At 50.6% G+C, this 21,116-nt stretch carries 2 protein-coding genes; both read right to left on the reverse strand.

Annotated elements, in window-relative coordinates:
- Positions 1 to 20 precede the first annotated feature (20 nt).
- Positions 21 to 6,611, reverse strand: a complete 6,591-nt coding sequence (locus HGH91_RS06140; RefSeq protein ID WP_168737539.1) for a non-ribosomal peptide synthetase — start codon at positions 6,609 to 6,611, stop codon at positions 21 to 23.
- Between the two features lie 38 nt (positions 6,612 to 6,649).
- Positions 6,650 to 21,091, reverse strand: a complete 14,442-nt coding sequence (locus HGH91_RS06145) for a non-ribosomal peptide synthetase/type I polyketide synthase (RefSeq protein WP_168737540.1) — start codon at positions 21,089 to 21,091, stop codon at positions 6,650 to 6,652.
- Positions 21,092 to 21,116 lie beyond the last annotated feature (25 nt).

Genomic DNA, 21,116 nt, shown 5'->3' on the forward strand with positions numbered 1-21,116 from the left:
GAATAGTTTAAAAAATAGGGTTATAGAATAATTTTTTTCTGTTTAGCAGTGGGGGTAACAGCCACCATTTTATTGATGTCGATATACTTGGCCAGGGCTGCAATCGTTGTCAGCTGGAAGAAAGTCCGTACCGATACCTGCATACCAAATTCCTCGTGAACCGTGGCCGCGAGGCGCATAATCAACAGGGAATGCATGCCAATTTCAAAAAGGTTGTCGTATATACTTACCCGTTCTATTTCCAGCAGCCTGGCGCAGATACCCGCCAGTTTTTCCTCCAGCTTATTGGTGGGGGCTACATATAAATCTGCCGATACGGTAGCAATCGTTGATTCCGGCAACGCCTTCCTGTCGATCTTTCCATTGGCGGAAAGCGGCATTTCCGCCAATACTACCCACTGCGCCGGCACCATATATTCCGGGAGTTTTGTTTTCAGGTATCCCAACAGTTCGTCTTTATCAAAATTCTCCGCTCCTACAACATAAGCTACCAGTTGCAGTTGCTGGTGCTGATCTGCTTTCGTGATCACGACCACCTGTTTGATCATCCCGCTTTTTTCTATCACTCTTTCAATTTCACCCGGTTCTATGCGATAGCCACGGATCTTCACCTGGTTATCAATTCTCCCCAGGTGTACGATGATGCCGTCGGGCAGCCATTTACCCAGGTCCCCGGTGCGGTACATCCGTACGGTATCGTTTTCACTAAAGGGGTCTTTCACAAATTTTTCCGCCGTTAATTCCGGCCGGTTAAGATAACCACGACCTACGCCGATACCGGACACACGGATCTCCCCGGCAACGCCGATGGGGCATAGCTGTTGGGAGGCGTCCAGTATATGTATATGCAGGTTTTGTATGGGCTTACCCAACGGCACATTGCTATGCTCCGGCGTTTCATACATAAAATGATGAGTAATATCATCCGACGCCTCCGTAGGACCATAGGCATTCACTACCGGGATAGTGCGATAGTCTTTATGTTGGAACCATTCTGCCAGCAGCTGCCGGGGTACTGTTTCGCCGGTTACCAACAGGTATTGTAGTTTTGGGAGAGATATCCCTTTTACGGTAGCCAATATCGCGGAGAGATAGGAAGGGACTACCTCCAGGATCGTTATCTTATCCGCTTCCACGGCCTGCATAAGCGCCGTGGGTTGTAAAATGGTATCAGTTGGATAAATCACGGTATGACCACCGCATAACAAGGCGGCAAACATCTGCCATACGGAAATATCAAAAGTAAAGGCAGCGGTGAAAGCCACAACGGAAGTGGCATCCATCTTAAGGTCATTTACTTTGGCGTACAGGTGATTCAGCATACCGGCATGTTCTATCATAGCGCCTTTAGGCAGCCCGGTAGAGCCGGAAGTATAAATCACATAGGCTAGTTGCGATGGTACCGGCAACGCAGTTAAAGCGGTAACGGGATACCCGCTGATGACCGCCTGTTCCTCGTCCAGGGAAATAATGCGCACCGGGCCGGCATGCTCCAGCTTTTGTTTGCTGGCGCTGCTGCCGATAACCAATTGGGCTTTACTATCATTCAGCATATACGCCATCCGCTCTTCCGGATAGCCGGGATCCACAGGCAAATAAGCGCCCCCGGCTTTCATGATAGCCAGGATCGCGATGACCATGTCCGGTGAACGGTCCAGGCAAACAGGCACCAGCGAGGTATCGCCTATGCCCGCTTCCTGCAGGTAATGCGCCAGTTGATTGGAGCGCTCATCCAGGGAAGCATAAGTAAGTACCTGATCACCCATTACCAGCGCGGGCGCCGCAGGCGTACGCTGCGCCTGCAGGCCGAGCTGGTCAATGAATGTGCTATTATGAGGAAAGTCTACAGTTGTATTATTAAAGGTCACCAGCTGCTGATACCGCTCAGCATCGGTTAGCAATGGCAACGTGTTAATTCGTATATCCGGCTGGGTGATAACGGTTGTAAGCAGCTGAGCAAAATGCGTCATTAGCTGTGTAATGGTAGCCTCCGTGAAAACATCGGTCACATACTCCACGTAGCCGGTAAGTCCTTCGGGGCCTTCTTCCATAGAAACCACCAGGTCAAATTGGGCGGTATTGTACTTTACTTCTTCCCGGGTAACCGTCAACGCGCCCAATTCCAGCTGGTCCACTGCCGGCGTATTCTGTAATTCAAACAACACCTGGAACAGTGGCGTTCTGCTCAAATCGCGCTCCGTATTCACGGCTTCTACTACTTTTTCAAAAGGCACCTCCTGGTGATCGTACGCGGCCAGGGTGGTTTGCTTTACCTGTTGTAACAAAGTAAGGAAAGAAGGGTGCTGACTCAGGTCGCTGCGCAGCGCCAGCGTATTGACAAAGAAGCCAATCACGCCGGCTACTTCTTCCTGTGTTCTGCCGGCAATAGAAGTACCCACGCAAATATCTTCCTGGCCACTGTAACGGTAAAGCAATACTTTAAATGCCGCCAGTAAGGTCATGAAGAGCGTAACATCCTGCTGCAGGGAAAACTGCTGCAGCTGCTGCAACAAAGTGTGATCCAGGGTAAACCGCTGTACGGCGCCGCTGGTACTTTGAATGGCCGGCCTGGAAAAATCGGCCGGAAGCTGCAATACTTCCACGCCTTGCAGTTGCTGCTCCCAGTAAGACAACTGCTTACGCAGCCGTTCACTGTCGGCAATACTGCGTTGCCAAACGGCATAATCTGCAAACTGAAGATTAAGCGTATCAAGTATAGCCGGCCGTTTTTCGATATAAGCATTGTATAATTCTGCCATGTCGTTTACCAGCAGGGTAACGGACCAGCCATCGGAAGAAATATGATGCAAGGTGATCAGCAGTATATGTTCCTCTGCCGACAGGCGGATCAAATAAGCCCGCAACATATAATCTTTAGCCAGGTCAAAAGGTGCATTTACCAGTTCAATCAAGTGGGCTTGCAGCTGTTCCGGCGTGCTGTACTTTTCGCCATGGATCAGCCTAAGCTCCCATTCATCTGGCGCCAGCAATTCCTGGTAAGGCACGCCATGTTCCTGCCGTATCACCGTACGCAGCGCCTCATGCCTGTTCACTATGGTGTGCAGCGCATGAGATAAACCGGCTGCGTCCAGCGTTCCTTTTAACCGGATGGCCAATGGTACGTGATAGGCCACAGTGCCATTCATCTGGTCGATAAACCATAAACGCTCCTGGCTAAAGGCCAGCGGTATCCGAGAGGGTCGTTTACCGGCAGTAATTGCAGGTAGTCCATTCTCTTTATCTTTACCAACCAGGTAAGCCGCCATGGTAGCGATGGTAGGATACTGGAAGAAACGGGTAACACTTAATTCTATCTGCAGGGCACTGCGGATAGCTGTCACCACCCGCGATGCCAATAAAGAATGACCTCCCAGTTCAAAGAAATTAGCGTTGGTACTGATTTCCTTTCTCTGTAAAAATCTTTCCCATATACTTAACAGTTGTTGCTCTGTTTCATTGGCAGGAGCCACATACAACGCCGTTTCCAGGCCATCTTCTTCCAGTGCCCGCAGTGCTTTCCGGTCGGCTTTACCGTTGGACGTGAGCGGAATTCTTTCCAGGGATACCAGCTGCGCCGGTATCATGTATGCCGGCAGCCTGCTTTTCAGGTAATCGGTCAGTGCCGCTTTATCGACGTCTCCCTGTGGTACCGTATATGCCACCAGGTATTTATCACCGGTGGTTTTTACCTGCATTAATACCACCGCCTGTTTTATACCGGGATGTTGCAGTAGTACGCTTTCTATTTCGCCGGGTTCAATGCGATGACCATGTATTTTCACCTGGTCATCTATCCGGCCCAGATAGGCCACCGTGCCATCTGGCAGCCAGCGGGCCAGGTCGCCGGTACGATATAGCCTGGCATCAGGTATATCGCTGAAAGGATCGAGTACAAATTTTTGGGCAGTCAATGCCGGCTGGTTCAGGTAACCGCGGGATACACCGTCGCCGCCCACATATAGCTCTCCGGGCACGCCTGCCGGCAACAATTGTCCTTCGGCGCTGAGGATGTAAGCCGTGCGGTTGCCCAGCGGCCGGCCAATAGGAATGCTCTTACCGGGTGCGAGGGCCTTTATATTCCAGGTGAGCGAGAAGGTAGTGTTTTCCGTAGGGCCGTAACCGTTAATGACAGCCGTAGCAGGATACGCTGCCAGGAATCGCTGGATATGTTCTTCCGATAATTTCTCCCCTCCTACCATCAGGGCATTCAATCCCTCAAACAGGGCGATATCATCATCTACCAGCTGGTTAAACCAACTGGCGGTAAACCACATCTTGGTAACGCCCCGCTGACAGATCTCCTGTTTAAGCAACCGGTTATCCAGCAATTGCTTCTCGGGGCATAATACCAGCTGTCCCCCATTTAGCAGCATGCCCCAGTACTCAATGGTAGTAGCATCGAAAGAAGGAGAACCGGTAGATAATAACACATCTGCCGCAGTAAATTCCAGGAAGTTGCCTCCCCTGGCCAGGCTGGTAACATTGCGATGGGTGACCATCGCTCCTTTGGGCTGGCCGGTAGAGCCGGAAGTATAAATAATGTAGGCAAGCGATCCGGGATTGGCGGATGTTACCAATGCCGGTATAGGTGTAGCTGCGAGCAGTTCCATCATTTCATCTACGCACAACATTTCCATATCGGGTACTTCTTTACGCAGCATCGACAATTGCGCGCTGTTGGTCAATATCAGGGCAGACCGGGTATCTTCCAGCATATACCGGATACGATCGCTGGGATAGGCCGGATCAATGGGTACATAAGCGCCGCCGGCTTTTAGTATCGCCAATATGCCAACTATCAGCTGTACGGAACGTTCCATGCAGATGGGCACCATCGTCTCCTCTTTTACGCCTTTGCTTCGCAGGTACCAGGCCAGTTTGTCCGACTGCTCCTGCAGCTGCCGGTAAGTGAGTTGGGCTTCGCAAAAAACGAGGGCCACAGCATCCGGCGTCAGTGCCACCTGTTCATTGAACAATGTAGTGATCGTTTTATCTGCCGGATAAGGAAAGTCCGTAGCATTGAAGTTAACGAGTAACTGCTCCTTTTCGCTACTGCTCAGCATTCCCAGGGCGCCTATAGCCTGCGTAGGATTTTTAACAATGGAGGTGAGCAGGGTTTCATAATGCGAAAACATTTGCCGGATGGTACTTTCGAGATACAGGTCTGTACTATATTCCAGGTAAATACTGATTCCTTCCGGGCGCTCTTCTGCAATCCAGGTAAGATCAAAGAGGCTGGCGTTGCGGATCGCAGGTTCTTCAGTGATAACTACGTCGCCTATACGCAGTACCGGTGTGGCCGGTACATTCTGCAATACAAATATGGACTGAAACAACGGGTTTCTATTCATATCCCGTTCTTTCACTACTGCTTCCACTACTTTTTCGAAGGGCGCATCTTCATATTCGTATGCATCCAGCAAAGTATTTTTAACGCGTTGCAATAAGGATAAAAAAGAAGGATGCCCCCCCAGGTCGGTGCGCAATGCCAGGGTATTAACAAAAAAGCCGATGAGCGGCTCCAGTTCTGTACGCATTCTTCCGGCTACGGCGCCACCTACACAGATGTCAGCCTGTCCGCCGTAGCGATGCAGCAGTACTTTAAACGCTGCCAGCAATACCATATACAGCGTTGCTCCTTCCTGTTGTGCGAGCTGCCGCAGCGAGGCCGCTAATGTGTTATCGATGTTGAATACCAAAAATGCGCCTTTGTTGCTGCTGGCAGCCGGACGTTCAAAGTCGGCCGGAATTTCAGCCACCGTAACGCCTGTGAGCTTACTCTTCCAGTGAGCGATCTTCTGTTCCATCACGTCGCCAACCAGGTAGTTACGCTGCCATACGGCGTAGTCGGCATATTGTATATCCAGCGGGGTATAAACCGGGTCGCGCTTTTCTGTAAAGGCACGGTAGCCTTCCGTCAGCTCCTGGATCAGGATAGCGGAAGACCAACCATCCGAGGCGATATGGTGCATTGTCAGCACCAATATGTATTCCTTTTTGGTGAGTGTGATGAGCTGGGCCCGCAACATATAATCCCATGCCAGGTCAAATGGCTTGTTGATCAGTGTAGCGATACGTGCCTGCAAAGCGGCGGCATTGTCCACATCAGCTGCGCCATTTATTCTTTCCAGCTTCCAGTTGTCGCTGGTAGCGACTTCCTGCCAGGTGCCGTCCTGGTCTGCCTTAATGACCGTCCGCAATATTTCATGGCGCTGTATAATGTTGCGCAGCGCATGTTCCAGCGCGGCAATGTTGAGCGTGCCTTCCAATCGCAATATAGCGGGTACATGGTACTGCACAGAGCCCTGCATGGCGTCAATAAACCACAAACGTTCCTGGCTAAACGAAAGCGGTATGCGCGCACCGGCACGCCGTTCCGTTGCCCGGATCTTTTCCGTAACAGCCGTAACGGCGGTGGTATCTGCCGACGCTTTAAAGTAAGCCACCAGCTGTGCTTTATTTTCCTTCAGGGTTTGCAGGAAAGAGGGCGCAAATTGTTTTTGCTGGTCTGTTTTCAGTAATAGCTCTTCGCCATCCAGGGAGAGGCTTATTCCCAGATCCTGCGCTTGTTCCAATATCAGGACTACCTCCGACAAATTAAAACCTGGCATATGTTTAATGAGTTAAATGATGAGAGAAAAAAGCCGTTTTACAACCTCATTTCCTGTAATCCTTCCGACGTTTCCAGCACCGCTGCCTGGCTGATCTTTATGTAGGCGGCCAGCGCTTTGATGGTGGTGAGTTTGAAGAATGTCCTGACAGCTATATGCAATCCGAATTTTTCCTGCAGGGCGGCCGACAAACGCATTACCAGCAGGGAGTGCATCCCGAGTACAAAAAGATTGTCGTTGATCCCGATCCGGTCTGTTTCCAGTAATTTTTTGCAGATATCTTCCAACGCCTGTTCTATGTCGTTGCCCGGCGCTTCATACTGGGTAAACGATGTCTGGCTATCGGCCTCCGGTAACGCCTTTTTATCTACTTTTCCGTTGGCGGTGAGCGGGAGCTGATCCAGGGTGATCAACTGCTCAGGCACCATATATTCCGGTAATCTTTCTTTCAGATAGGTCATCAGTGCATCACGGCTGTAACCATCGCGGGTTACGATGTAACCTGTCAGGCGCCTGTTGCCACCACCAGCGATATCCTCTCCTTTAGCCAGCACTACAGCCGACTTCACACCGGGGAACTGTTGCAATACATTTTCAATTTCTCCCAGTTCAATTCTATACCCGCGGATCTTCACCTGTTCATCTATGCGGCCCAGCATTTCAATGCTGCCATCGGGCAACCAGCGTCCGAGGTCGCCGGTACAATACATGCGTATGGCCCCATCGGCATGGAAAGGATCTTTAATGAATTTGGCAGCTGTTTTCTCCGGGTCATTCAGGTATCCCCGGGATACTCCTATGCCGGAAACACATATTTCGCCGGCAACACCCACAGGGCAAAGCTGCCGGGCAGTATCCAGTATATAAATGCGGAGGTTTTGTATGGGCTTGCCTAATGGCACATTATTACGTGCAGGCGTAGCGTACATGAAATGATGGGTAATATCATCAGATGCCTCTGTAGGGCCGTAAGCGTTTACCACCGGAATGCCGCCGTAAAGTGGATGCTGGAACCATTTCGATAACAACACCTGGCTTACCGGCTCACCGGTCACCAGGAGATACTGCAGGCTTTCCAGCGGCACCTGGCCGTCTTCCATCAGTACAGCAGCCAGGTAAGAGGGCACCAGTTCCAGCACCGTAATACCGTCGCTACCGATGCTGCGCAGCAAGGATGCCGGACGATGGATCTGTGCTTCCGTGTATACCACGGTACGCCCACCGCTCAGTAAAGGCGCAAACATCTGCCACACAGATATATCAAAGGTATAAGACGCCGTATACGCCATGATAGTAGCGGCATCCATTTTCAAATCATTCACCTTGGCAAATAAATGATTCAGCATACCGGCATGTTCTACCATTACGCCTTTGGGCCTGCCGGTAGATCCGGAGGTATAAATAATATAGGCGAGGTCGTTAGGCGCTGGTGCTGTGAATAGCGGCGTTTCCGGCTGTATATCCAGCGTAGCGGCATCTCCGTCTATTAAGAAAACATTCAGCCCTCCGATATCTTTTAACTTTTCCGCTCCGTAGTGAGTGCTTATAACGAGATGTGCATTGCAATCCTCCATTATAAAAGCGATCCTGGCCAGAGGGTATTCCGGGTCGACCGGTACATAAGCTGCGCCGGCTTTGAGAATACCCAGTATAGCTACGATCATATCTGCAGAGCGTTCCAGGCAAACCGGCACCAGTGAATTTTCGGTGATACCGGCTCCTCTCAGGTAATGCGCCAGCTGGTTGGAGCGCTCATCCAGCGCTTTATAACTCACCACCGTATCACCTGCGATAATAGCCGGCGCTGCGGGTGTAATCGCAGCCTGGAATACAAACAGGTCTATAAATGTTTTGTCCTGTGGAAACGCCACAGCGGTGTTATTAAAGTCAACCAGCAACTGCTGCTCTTCTTCGGGCCGTAACATAGGCAGAGAGCCGATATGCGCTGCCGGTAGCTGCACGATGAATTGCAGCAACTGCTCATAGTGTTTCACCAGGCGCTGAATACTGTCTTCCGTAAACAGGTCCACACAATACTCTATATAGCCGCTTAGTCCATCGGCATCTTCCTGGAGGCAGCAGCTGAGATCAAACAAAGTAACGGTATGTGTAATTTCTTCCTGCGTAATATGCAGCTCTCCTAACTTCAGGTCAGGAGCATCGGGCATATTAAACAGTTCAAACATTACCTGGAATAAAGCTGTTCTGCTCATATCCCGCTCTTTCTCCACCAGCTCCACTATTTTTTCAAAAGGTGCATCCTGGTGGTCGTACGCGTCGAGGGTGGTTTCCTTTACCTGTTGCAGCAGCGTAATAAAAGTAGGATCACCGCCCAGGTCACTGCGCAGGGCCAGGGTATTTACAAAGAACCCTATCAGCCCTTCTGCTTCCTGTTGCGTTCTGCCGGCAATGGAAGTGCCTACACAAATGTCGTCCTGGCCACTATAGCGGTACAGCAATACTTTGAATGCCGTGAGCAAGGTCATAAACAAGGTGGCGCCCTGCTGCTGCGACAGCACCTGCAACTGGTCGCGCAGTTCTTTATCTAACCGGAACCGGCTGATAGCGCCGCGGGTGCTCTGCACCGGCGGACGCGAATAGTCGGTGGGCAAATGCAGTACTTCCACACCCGACAGTTTCTCCTGCCAGTATACCAGGCGTTTCTTTAACGCGGCGCCTTCCAGGTGCCGGCGTTGCCAGATCGCGTAGTCTGCATATTGTATATCCGGGACAGGCAAATGCGTAGCGCTGCCGGTGCTGTGCGCCCGGTACAGGGCAATGAGTTCGTTGACCAGTATCGATACCGACCAGCCATCGGAAGCAATATGATGCATCACCAGTACCAGCACATGCTCTTCTGCCGACACCTGCAGCAGATGTGCCCGCAGCATGAAGTCACTGGCAAGATTAAATGGTTTATATACCAGGCTGGTAATATAGGCCTGTAATGCAGTAGCATCTTCTGTAAAAGTGACTTCCGTCAGCTGCCACTGGTCTCTGTCCAGTATCTGCTGATAAGGCATGCCCTGCTCCTGTTTAATGATGGTCCGCAGGGATTCGTGACGCTGTATGATCTGCCCGATGGCGTAGCCAAGCGAGGCATTGTCCAGCAGACCTTTCAGTCTTAATACCACTGGCATATGATAAGAAACACTGCCTTCCAGCTGATCAATAAACCATAGTCGTTCCTGGCTGAATGATAGCGGGATCTGTGCCGGTCTTTCTGCTGCAAAAAGTGCCGGCAACAGCAGCCCCTTATGCTGCAGTTGCAGGTAAGCAGCCAGTGAGGCAACAGTGGGGTGCAGGAAGAAATCTTTTACCGTCAGCTCTGCTTCCATCTCTTTACGGATAGCTGATACGGCGCGGGTAGCCAGCAGGGAATGCCCGCCCAGCTCAAAGAAATTATCCTGGGTACCTACCCGTTCCATGCCCAGCAGGCGTTGCCAGATGTCGGCCAGTTGCTGTTCTGTAGCGGTTACCGGCGCCTGGTAATTCAGCAGGCGCTTACGTTGTATAAATTCCCATTCTGTTAAGAACCGGCGGTCTACTTTGCCATTGCTGGTTAGCGGCAACAACTGCAAGGCTACAAATGCGGAAGGCACCATGTATTCCGGTAAACGTTGCTGTAACTGCGTCCGGATATCTTTTTCCAGCACTTCGCAGATATCGGGGAACAAAGGAATGTTCGTCTTCACACCCTCTGTATAGCCGGTAGCTTTACTGTAAGCCGGTTCTACAAAGCCATTGAACGGCGCTTGTTCCAGCAGCAGGTTTATTTTAAACGGATCTTCATTCAGCAGGAAGCGGCTATGATAACCAGCAGCTTTAGCAGCGGCCAGTATTTCATTCACTACTTTAGTATCGTTGTCCGACGTGAGGATATAATCTGCCAGGTCTCCCACCTGGTTGATGTTTCTATCAGTAAGCGCCTGTTCCAGTAACCTTTCTTTCCATAACCTCGGGTTAGGCACGCGGTGCAACGCCATCCGGGGATGGCCGGCAGCCAAATGGGATAATATACTGTTCTTATCTGCCACGTCGTCCCATGACTGCCATTGTGGTTGCAGTACCGGTTTTTCAATATCGATATGCAACACCACTGTGTAGCGATAGAGCGTGAGCTCATTGATGTAGTCGCCCTGTTTCCATTGAATGTCTACGTGGGTAATTTCAGGATACAGGGATTGCAGCTGAAAGAACCAGGCAGGCGAAAAACACAGTTCTTCTTCTTTCCATACTTCCTGGTCTACGTTCCACTCAAATTCGCGGAGACTGGTTTTGCTTTGCAGCTTATCCAGTTGCAGCCTGCGTTTGAAAGAAGGGAGTAAACGGAGGTCTCTCACATCCCCGATCACGATATGCCCTTTTCCTTTCAGCAGGGAAATGGCGTTGGCCAATACATCTGACATGTATTGCGCCCCGGGGAAGTATTGTACAATGGAGTTTAAAATGACGGTATCTATGGTGGTGCCTTCTTCCAGGGTAACTTCATGTGCGGCGCATATCTTCAGGGTTGTTTCCGGGTAGCGGCGCAGTCCTTTGTTGATATGTTGCTGTAGTTGATGGGTAGATACCTGCGAGAAATCGGTACCAATATATTTTTCGATATGACCGGCCAGTTGAAAATAGATCAAGCCGGTACCACATCCTATTTCCAATACGTTGCGCGGGTTGGTGGCCAATACTACGCTGGTAATATCTTCCAGCCAGCTGCGCATATTTTGTGCAGGCAGGGCTTCGCCGGTAAAACTGTCGTTCCAGCCGGTGATATTAAATTCTTCATCCAAATCTTTTACTTCCTCTGCCTTACTATAAGCCGTTTCATACAGTTCCTTCCAGGTAGCTACCTGTTGCAGGTACAATTCCTGTTCTGTTTGCAATACGGCCTGCTGGTCGGGCACATAGTAGCTCACCAGCCGCTTTTCAGCACCTGTTTGTTCTTTTACCACCACACAGCTGGCGGCCACTTCATCCAGGTTGTTGAGCGCTCTTTCTATTTCGCCGGGTTCTATCCTGTAGCCACGCATTTTGATCTGGTCGTCCATACGGCCCAGGTATTCCACCGTTCCATCTGGCAGCCAGCGGGCACGGTCGCCGGTGCGATACAGCCTGGCGCCCCTGAGATCTGTGAACGGATCGGCAACAAATTTTTCTGCTGTTAGCTCCGGCTGGTTCAGGTATCCGCGGGATACGCCATCGCCACCCACATACAGCTCTCCGGGCGTACCTACGGGGAGCAGTTGCATGGTGCTGTCCAGCACATAGGCCGTACGGTTTCCCAATGGGCGGCCAATAGGAATACTTTTGCCGGGCACCACTGCCGCAATATTCCAGGTGAGGGAAAAAGTGGTATTTTCCGTAGGGCCGTAACCGTTAATAATCTGCGTAGCAGGATAGGCGGCCCGGAACTTACGGATATGTTCTTCTGATAATTTCTCCCCTCCTGCCATCACAGCGGTTAATCCTTCGAAAATAGTGATATCATCATCTACCAGCTGGTTAAACCAACTGGCGGTAAACCACATTTTAGTCACGCCCCGGTAGCGTATTTCCTGTTTGAGCAACTGGTTGTCGAGCAGCTTCTTCTCGGGGCATAATACCAACTGGCCACCATTCAGCAACATTCCCCAGTACTCAATCGTAGTGGCGTCGAAGGAAGGCGATCCGGTAGATAGCAGCGTATCTGCCGCACTCAGCTCCACAAAGTTACCGCCACGGGCCAGGCTGGTTACGTTGCGGTGAATGACCATGGCGCCTTTGGGCCTGCCGGTAGATCCGGAGGTATAAATAACATAGGCCAGTGAATCCGGATCGGTTTTCACCGCCAGAGGATGCGCCGGCATAGTGGCGAGTATATCGAGGATATTATCTACCAGGATCAATGTAGCGTGTTCCGCTTCCACGGCCAGCATCGCCTGCTGGTCGGTAGTAGTCACCACCAGCTTACTGGCGGTATCCTGCAGCATATACGCAATACGGTCTTTGGGGTAAGACGGGTCAACGGGCACGTATGCACCGCCGGCTTTCAGGATGGCGAGGATACTCACGATCAGGTGAATGGAACGATCCATACACAACGGTACCATTACGCCTTCTTTAACGCCCTGTTTACGGAGGTAATGAGCTACCCGGTTCGATTGCTCGTCCAGCTCCCGGTAAGTGAGCTGTTGCTCGCCAAATGATAAGGCAATAGCATCGGGCGATTGTATCACCTGCTCTTCAAACAATGCCGTGATCGTTTTATTAACCGGGTAAGGCACCGCGGTGTCGTTGAAGGTCACCAGCAGCTGACGGGTTTCTCCTTCGCTCAGCATGTTCAGTTTCCCGATGGTTGTCGCCGGATTTTGCACCGCCGCCTGCAGCAACACCATGTAATGATGCATCATTCGCTCAATGGTGGCTTCCTGGAATAAGTCGATGCAATACTCTACTTCCAGGGCAATGCCTTCCGGCCTTTCTTCCACGGTCCAGAAGATATCAAACAGGCTGGTACTGCGGATCACCGGCTCAGGTGTGATAGTAGCTTCTCCCAGGCGCAGTTCCGACATCAGCGGAATATTCTGCAGGGTAAACATTACCTGGAATAAAGGATTCTTCCTGATATCCCGCTCTCCCATTATTTCTTTTACTACTTTTTCAAAAGGCACTTCCTGGTTATCGTGGGCATCAAACAAGGTGTTTTGTACTTCTTTCAACGCAGCAGCAAAAGAAGGGCTCCCACTGAGATTGCTGCGAAGCGCCAGCGTGTTTACAAAGAAGCCCAGCAATGGTTCCAGCTCTATTTGCGCCCTGCCGGCAGTAGCGCAGCCGATACAAATATCTTCCTGCCCGCTGTAACGGTACATCAATACTTTTAAGGCGGTGAGCAAGGTGGTAAACAGCGTTACCCCTTGTTGCCGGCCCAGTTGCTTTACCTGTGCAGATAATTCCTTGTCCAGGTGCATAGTAATCACCGCGCCCCGGGTACTTTTAACCACCGGGCGTTCAAAATCTGTGGGCAGCTGTAATAAAGTGACGCCGTCGAGCTTCTTTTTCCAGTACGCTAATTTTTGTGCTACCAGTGGTCCCTGTAAAAAGCGACGCTGCCATATGGCGTAGTCCGCATATTGAATTTTCAATGCGGGCAGCGCAGGCTGGCGGCCGGCCAGGTAAGCATTGTATATTTCTATCAGTTCCTGGAAAAAGATATGTGCGGAGGAATCGTCAAAAACAATATGATGTATGGTAAGTACCAGCACATTTTCGTTGTCTGCAATACGGATCAGGTGCGCCCTCAGCATATGATCGTCAGACAAGTTAAAAGGTGTGTTCACCAAACCCGCAATATAGGTTTGTAACGCAGCTGCATTATGCTGGTACAACGGATCTTCCACTTCCACCATTTGCCAGTTCACCACTTCCTTTACCCGTTGATAGGCATGCCCTTCTTCCTGGTCAATGTTGGTCCTTAATATTTCATGGCGGTCTATAATGCTTTGTAATGCGTAAGCAAGCGCATTTTTATCGAGTCTCCCCTTCAATCTTACAATCGCCGGCAGGTTGTATTGTACGCTGCCTTCCAGCTGATCGATAAACCATAAGCGTTCCTGGCTAAAGGATAACGGGATGTGGGCAGGCCGGTCCTGTTTTTCAATCACCGTCGGTAAAACATTTAAGAGCGCATCTGCCACAGGCGCTGCATTTTTTTTTACCGGGGTTACCTTCGGTAAAAATCCTGCCTGTTGTAATTCCGTGATACTGTCTCTGAAACATTTTTCAATAAAGTCAACATCTTCATCGGTATGCGCGGCTGAGAGAAAACAGGTTTTGCCTTCCCATATGTATACTCCTTTTTCCAGCAGGTGATAAAAGAACAGGTCCATGTTACCGGAAATAGAGAAATAAAACAAGGAGCCAAAGTTGTTCACTTTGATAGGCACCTGGTTTTCGTCGAACAGCCGGGTGATATTACTGATCAGGCGGCTGGTACGGGCATTCAGCTTTTCCTGCAACGCGGGTCCCTGTCTTTCCAGTTCACCTAAGACGGCCAGTGAAGCCACCATGCTCAGCGGATGTTTACAGAAGGTACCGGCCAGGAAAGTAGTTTCTGCTTTGGGGTATGAATCGTCTTTATAGTTCCATAGCCCGCCGTCAAAAGCCTGCATGCACCAGTCTTTACCGGCAATGATGCCTATCGGCATGCCACCGCCGGCAATTTTACCATAGGTAGCCATGTCGGCGCGGATACCAAAATGCGCCTGTACGCCGCCCGGATGAATACGGAAACCGGTAATCATTTCATCGAAGATCAGGATGATCTTTTCCTGCGCTGTCATGGCACGCAACGCCTGTAATAGCGCTTTTGGCTGATAGCCTGGTCGCCTGCTCTGGATAGGTTCTACCAGTACGGCAGCCAGCTCATGTGCATGTGCACGGATTTGTTCTACTACATTGGGATTGAGGTAATCAAATACCAGCACATCGGCTACCATGTTGGGAATAACACCCGGCGCAATAGGAATACCGTTATGATCATGTTCAATATCCTCTACCATGGCCAGTGTACCATCAAAATAACCATGATAGGAACCCAGGAAGATGGCAATCTTCTTTTTGCCGGTGGTGGTACGGGCCAGCCGCATGGCCGACATCACCGCTTCCGTACCGGAGTTATGAAAGCTTACTCTCTCCATACCGGTGAGCGCCGCAATACGGGTGGCCACCTCTCCGGCAAGATAGGTCTGAGGCCCGAGCTGATATCCTTTTTCCAATTGTTTATGAATAGCCGCTGTTACTATTTCCGGGCGATGGCCTAATAAATTAACCCCAAAACCCATGGTGAGGTCTACGTATTCATTGCCATCCACATCAGTCATTTTCGATCCCTGGGAAGACGCAGCTACAATGGGATACACCATTTCTTTGGTGGCAAAGCGGAAGCCCGCCGATACGCGGTTATCCGCCAGTACCGGGCGATACTTCTCTGTGAGCGCCTTGGAGGTTTTGGTTTTGGTGGTATATTTCTCAATAAAAGTATCCAGGTAGGCCTGTTGCTCGGGCGAATATTTTTGTCCTGGTTTAGTTTCTATTTTCGGGAAAATAGAGACCCCTTTCTTAGGGGCAGCAGTAGTATTTGCCGGCGCTGCAGGTTGCGCCGTGCTGCCGGCGTTTACTGCGGGCGACGGCGCACCAGGATGCCCGTTTGCAGCATGACCATTGCTATGGCTGATCACCGGCTGCATGCCCTGCGACATCCATTGAAATTGCTGCGCAATAACGTTGAGTTGTTGCTGCATCAGCTGGAAAGTATCCTGGATCACATGATAAACTCCCGGCGCCGGCGCCTGTGGTGCAATAGCTGGTAAGGGAGATGGGGATGGCAACGGGGCCGCTACCGTTGTAGTTTCCTGTACCGGGGCTGCCACTACAGGCGCGTTACCTGCGTTGACAAACACCGTTGCATGTTCGGCAATATACTCCGCCATCAGTTGAATAGAAGTGAGTTCTTCAAAGATCAGGCGCATAGAAAAACTCAGCCCGTACTCATTCTCTATTTTTCTTACCAGGCTGGCCATGATCAATGAATCCGCTCCCTGCGACAGGAAGGGCGTGTGGATGTTCAGTTCTTCCGGAGAAGACATTTTCAATAGCCTGCTGAGATTTTCTGCGAGGTAACCGGCGATATACCCGGCACTGTTGGGGAGTAAATGGTTATTGTGACTCATGTGCGTGTTATTAGGGGTAGACAGGATGTTTACTTCCTTCGCGACCGGCAAACTTTCTTGCTGCCGGCGGGTATTTTTTTCTATCCAGTAGCGCTGACGTTGGAAAGGATAGGCTGGTAAAACTGCTTTAGGAGATGTGCCGGCGGCATGGAATGCCTGCCAGTTAACAGCTGCTCCTTTTACATGCAATGCCATCAAAGCATTGAGCATGGTGGTCCAGGATGACCGCCCTTCCCTCATCACCGGCAACAAACGATCTTCTTCATATTGCAAGGTTAGTTGCGCCATGGATAAAAGACTGGGCTGAGGTCCCAGCTCCATCAAGGTATATTCACCCGCGGCTTTTATCGTTTGAATGCCTTGAGAAAACAGCACCGGCGCCAGGATATGCTTACCCCAGTAAGCGGCGTCCGTGATCTCTTTTCCTGCGATAGCGCCGGTTACGTTCGATACCAGCGGAATAACCGGCAGATGATAATGCACGCCGGCGGCAATTTTATGGAATGGTTTCAGTACCGGTTCCATCAGGGAGGAATGGAAAGCATGTGATACCTGCATTTCCCGGCTGCCAACACCGGCTTGCTTCAGGGATTGTGTTACCGCCTGTACCGCTTCTTTTTTTCCGGAGATGACGGTCAGTTCTGGTCCGTTGATCGCAGCAATCGATAAGTCGTTGCCATAGGACTGAATAGCGGCGGCTACTTTAACAGCGTCCGCTAATACCACTGCCATGCTGCCCTCTTCTTTAACGGCGTTCATTAACGCCGCTCTTGCGGTGATCAGCGCCAGGCCATCATACAAGCTGAATACGCCTGCGGCATAAGCGGCGGCATATTCACCGGCACTATGCCCCATAACGATATCGGGCACAATGCCCCACGACCGCCACACTTCTGCCAGCGCACATTCTATGGCAAATAAGGCTGGTTGCGTGAAAACGGTTTGACGCAATAAGGTATTGGCTTCTTCTTTAGGCTTTCTGTAGAGCAGGTCTGTTAATGAAAAAGGCCAGCTTTTTTTCAGGAAAACGTCGCAATCATCGAGCACCCGCCTGAACACCTCGTTGGTATCATACAGCTCTCTGCCCATATTCCAGTATTGGGCGCCCTGCCCGGTAAACAACCAGGCAATTTTTCCGGGAGCGGCTAAACTATCGCCAACGCATATACTATGTTGCCCCCTGCCATCTACATACCCCTGTAACTGCCGGGCAGCATCCTCTTTGGACGTCGCCTGCCAGGCAAGCCGGCAGGCATATGTATCCCGGCTCAACGCCATACTCCGGGCAATAGCACCGATCGATGCCCCGCTTTCCGGCAGGAATGAAATATAGCGGGATACCATTGCCTGCAACGCTGCCGGTGTTTTGGCCGACAACAGTAAAGGATAGGCAGGTAGCTGCTTTTCTTCCGGCGCCGCTACTGCCGGCGCTTCTTCCAGTACCAGGTGTACGTTGGTGCCACTCAGACCAAAAGCGCTGACAGCGGCTCTCCTGGGCGATGTAGCGGATGGCCAGGGCGTAAGGGTATCTGCTACCTTTACCGGCATATCTTTCCAGGAGATAAACCGGTTAGGGGTGTTAAAATGGAGACTGGCAGGGATTTGACGGTGTTGCAGGCTTAGTACGGTTTTAATAAAACCGGCAATACCCGCTGCCGCCTCCAGGTGTCCTATATTTGATTTCAGTGCACCCAGCAGCAATGGCTGTTCCCTTTTTCGGAAGCGGCCATAAACAGCATTCAGCGCCAGTACTTCTACCGGATCGCCGAGACGGGTACCTGTTCCATGTGTTTCTACGTATTGTATGCTATCTGCCTCCACCGCGGCGTTTTTCAATGCCTTCTCTATCAGCTGCTGCTGGGCAATACCATTGGGGGCTGTCAGCCCATTACTTTGTCCATCATGATTCACCGCGCCTCCCTTTATAACGGCAAGAATATTGTCACCAGCAGCCAGGGCATCCTCCAGTCGCTTTAAAACCACTATGCCGGCCCCTTCTCCCCTCACATATCCATCTGCGCTATCATCAAAAGTTTTGCACTGCCCGGTGGGCGACAATGCTTTCATACGACATAGCTTAACGGTCGTATCAGGTGATAGCATCAGGTTTACGCCACCTGCCAGCGCCAGGGAACACTCTTTGCGCAACAGGCTCTGGGCAGCCTGGTAAACACTCAGCAAAGAAGACGAACAGGCGGTATCCAGTTGCAACGCCGGGCCATGAAAATCCAGCAGGTAAGCAATCCTGCCGGCAGCAATACTTCTTTCTATACCTAAGCCGGTAAATACATCTTCATAGTAAGTAACATCGCTGTTATCGCGGATTACCTGCTGGTAATCATCTGTGCTCATGCCTACAAAAATGCCGCTGTCGGTGCCTCTTAATGAAGACGGCGCAATGCCGGCATGCTCCAGTGCCTCCCAGCAAACTTCCAGCAACAGCCGTTGCTGCGGGTCCATCGCCGCGGCTTCCCGGGGAGAAATGCCGAAAAACAACGGATCAAACTGGTCCACCTGTTCAATGAAACCACCATAACGGGTATACATCTTTCCGGGAGCATCTTCCTGTGGATCGAAATATTCAGTAATGTTCCACCTGTTACCCGGCACTACGCCCACTGCATCCTGTGCTGATTTTAACAAAGCCCACATGGCTTCCGGCGAGTTCACGCTACCCGGAAAACGACAGCCGATGCCAATCACTGCCAGCTGGTCGCCCGCCGGATCTGCTTTAGATGGGATGCCGTTCTTTTCCTGTGGCGACAGTGTCATTCCTGCAAAATAGGTGGCCAGGCTTTGTACGGTTGGATAGTTGAATACAACCGTATTCTCCACCGGCGTTTGCAGGAAAGTTTCCAGGTCGGCCGCCAGCTGTACCGACAATATGGAGGTGAGTCCATATTCCGCAAAAGTTCTTTGGGCCAGCAATTCCGCCGGCGTAATATGTAAATGCTGTTTCAGCCAGGCTTCCAGCCATTCCTTTACCAGCGATAACGTATGTGCGTTGGTGATAGTTGCCGTTGGTACTGCAGGAGCTACCGCTATTTCATCCGGTGCAGCCGCCTGTTCTGCAGCAGCCACTTCCGCGATTGCTTCATTATAAGCACCTTTGATATATTCTTCTACAAATAAATGTCTTCTTACTTTTCCGCTGGTTGTTTTGAAGATCTTCCTCACGGGGATCACCTGCGTCACTTCCAGTCCCAGCCTCGCTGCCACGGTTCTCTTCACGAGTGATATCATGGGCAGGAATTTTTCTGCCGATGTTTTATGCACCACAAAAACAACAATAGATTCTGATCCGCTTACCTCATCCGGTATACCACAGGCCACTACTTTGCCGGTGTCTATTTCATCGAGGGTTTCCAGGGTATGTTCAATATCATGTGGGTATACGTTTCCGCCGTTTACAAAAATGATGTCCTTTACACGGCCCATGATATACAAAACGTCATCCAGTACAAAACCGGTATCGCCGGTATTGAGCCATCCATCTTTGAAGGTATTTTTGCTGGCGGCTTCGTTATTGTAATAGCGGCTGGCCACGCATTCGCCTTTCACCCAGATAATACCGGCATGCCCGGGCTTCAGCGTGGTCCCTTTTTCATTTACAATCCGCAACTCAAGGCCATCTACCAGGGTGCCTACGGCTACAACTTCCAGGGTATCTGCTCCTGGTTTCTCCTGCAACGATTTGCCGGTAATACTTTTACCGATCGTTAGCGACGCTCTTTTTACAAACACACTTTTGAAGGGAACATGCGCCCTGGGAAAAGTGACTTCCAGCGTAGCTTCCGCGAGGCCATACACCGCGCGCATGGCCATTGGATCGAGGTGATATTTCGCCATCCGGTCGTTGAAAACCCTGGCCAGGCTAGCTGAAATAGGTTCAGCGCCATTCAAAATGATCCTTACGGAAGACAGGTCCAACTTTGTTCCCTTCTCTTCTTCAAAATGATTTAAATAATATTTATACCCGAAGTTGGGTGAGCAGGTAATGGTAATACGGTAGTCGGATGCTTTTTGCAACCATAACAACGGATGCCTGATAAACAGGTCTGTAGGCATAATATACTGCTGCACGCCTGCAGCCAGTGGGTTAAGATGGAAGCCTATCAACCCAAGATCGTGCGTAAGCGGCATCCAGCTAAAAAAGATATCGTCTTTGGTGCACTGATAGGCATCCAAAGTCGGGAAAGTATTTGCAATCAGGTTGCGGTGCCTGATTTCTACACCTTTGGGATTACCGGTAGAACCAGAGGAAAACTGGAGGAAGGCAATATCATCCGGGGTAACATCGGCCATAATGCCAGTTGGCAGGCCATCTTTATCTTCGTCGAGGAACAATACCTGGTCATAAAAAGTTTTGTCGGCAGCACCATCGCTATAATCCTGCTTGCATAACTTTTCGTAATGCCCGGGTGTGGTAATTAAATAAGGGTTTTTCAGGTATGCCCTTATTTTATACAGTTTCCTGGCGTTTTCACTATAGTGCGTAATAGACACCGGCACCGGTATAATCCCGCCTAAAACGCATGCCCAGAAATACTGGATAAAGCGCTGGCCATCTTCTATCTGTAACACCAGTTCATCGCCGGGTTTCAGGCCTTTATGCTGTAAGTATCCGAGCAGCGACAAAGCATCCTGATACAATTGATGGTAGGATAGAAAAATTGTCCGGGTGGCTGCTACAATAAAGCTGACACCTACATTACGTTGGTCTTTTTGATGGATCAGCAGCTCAGATAGGGTCTTCAGGGACAGCTCATTTTTCATTTTTTTCGCAGTTATTGGTTCGCTA

It is taken from the genome of Chitinophaga eiseniae (assembly GCF_012641265.1).
Lineage (GTDB): Bacteria > Bacteroidota > Bacteroidia > Chitinophagales > Chitinophagaceae > Chitinophaga > Chitinophaga eiseniae_A.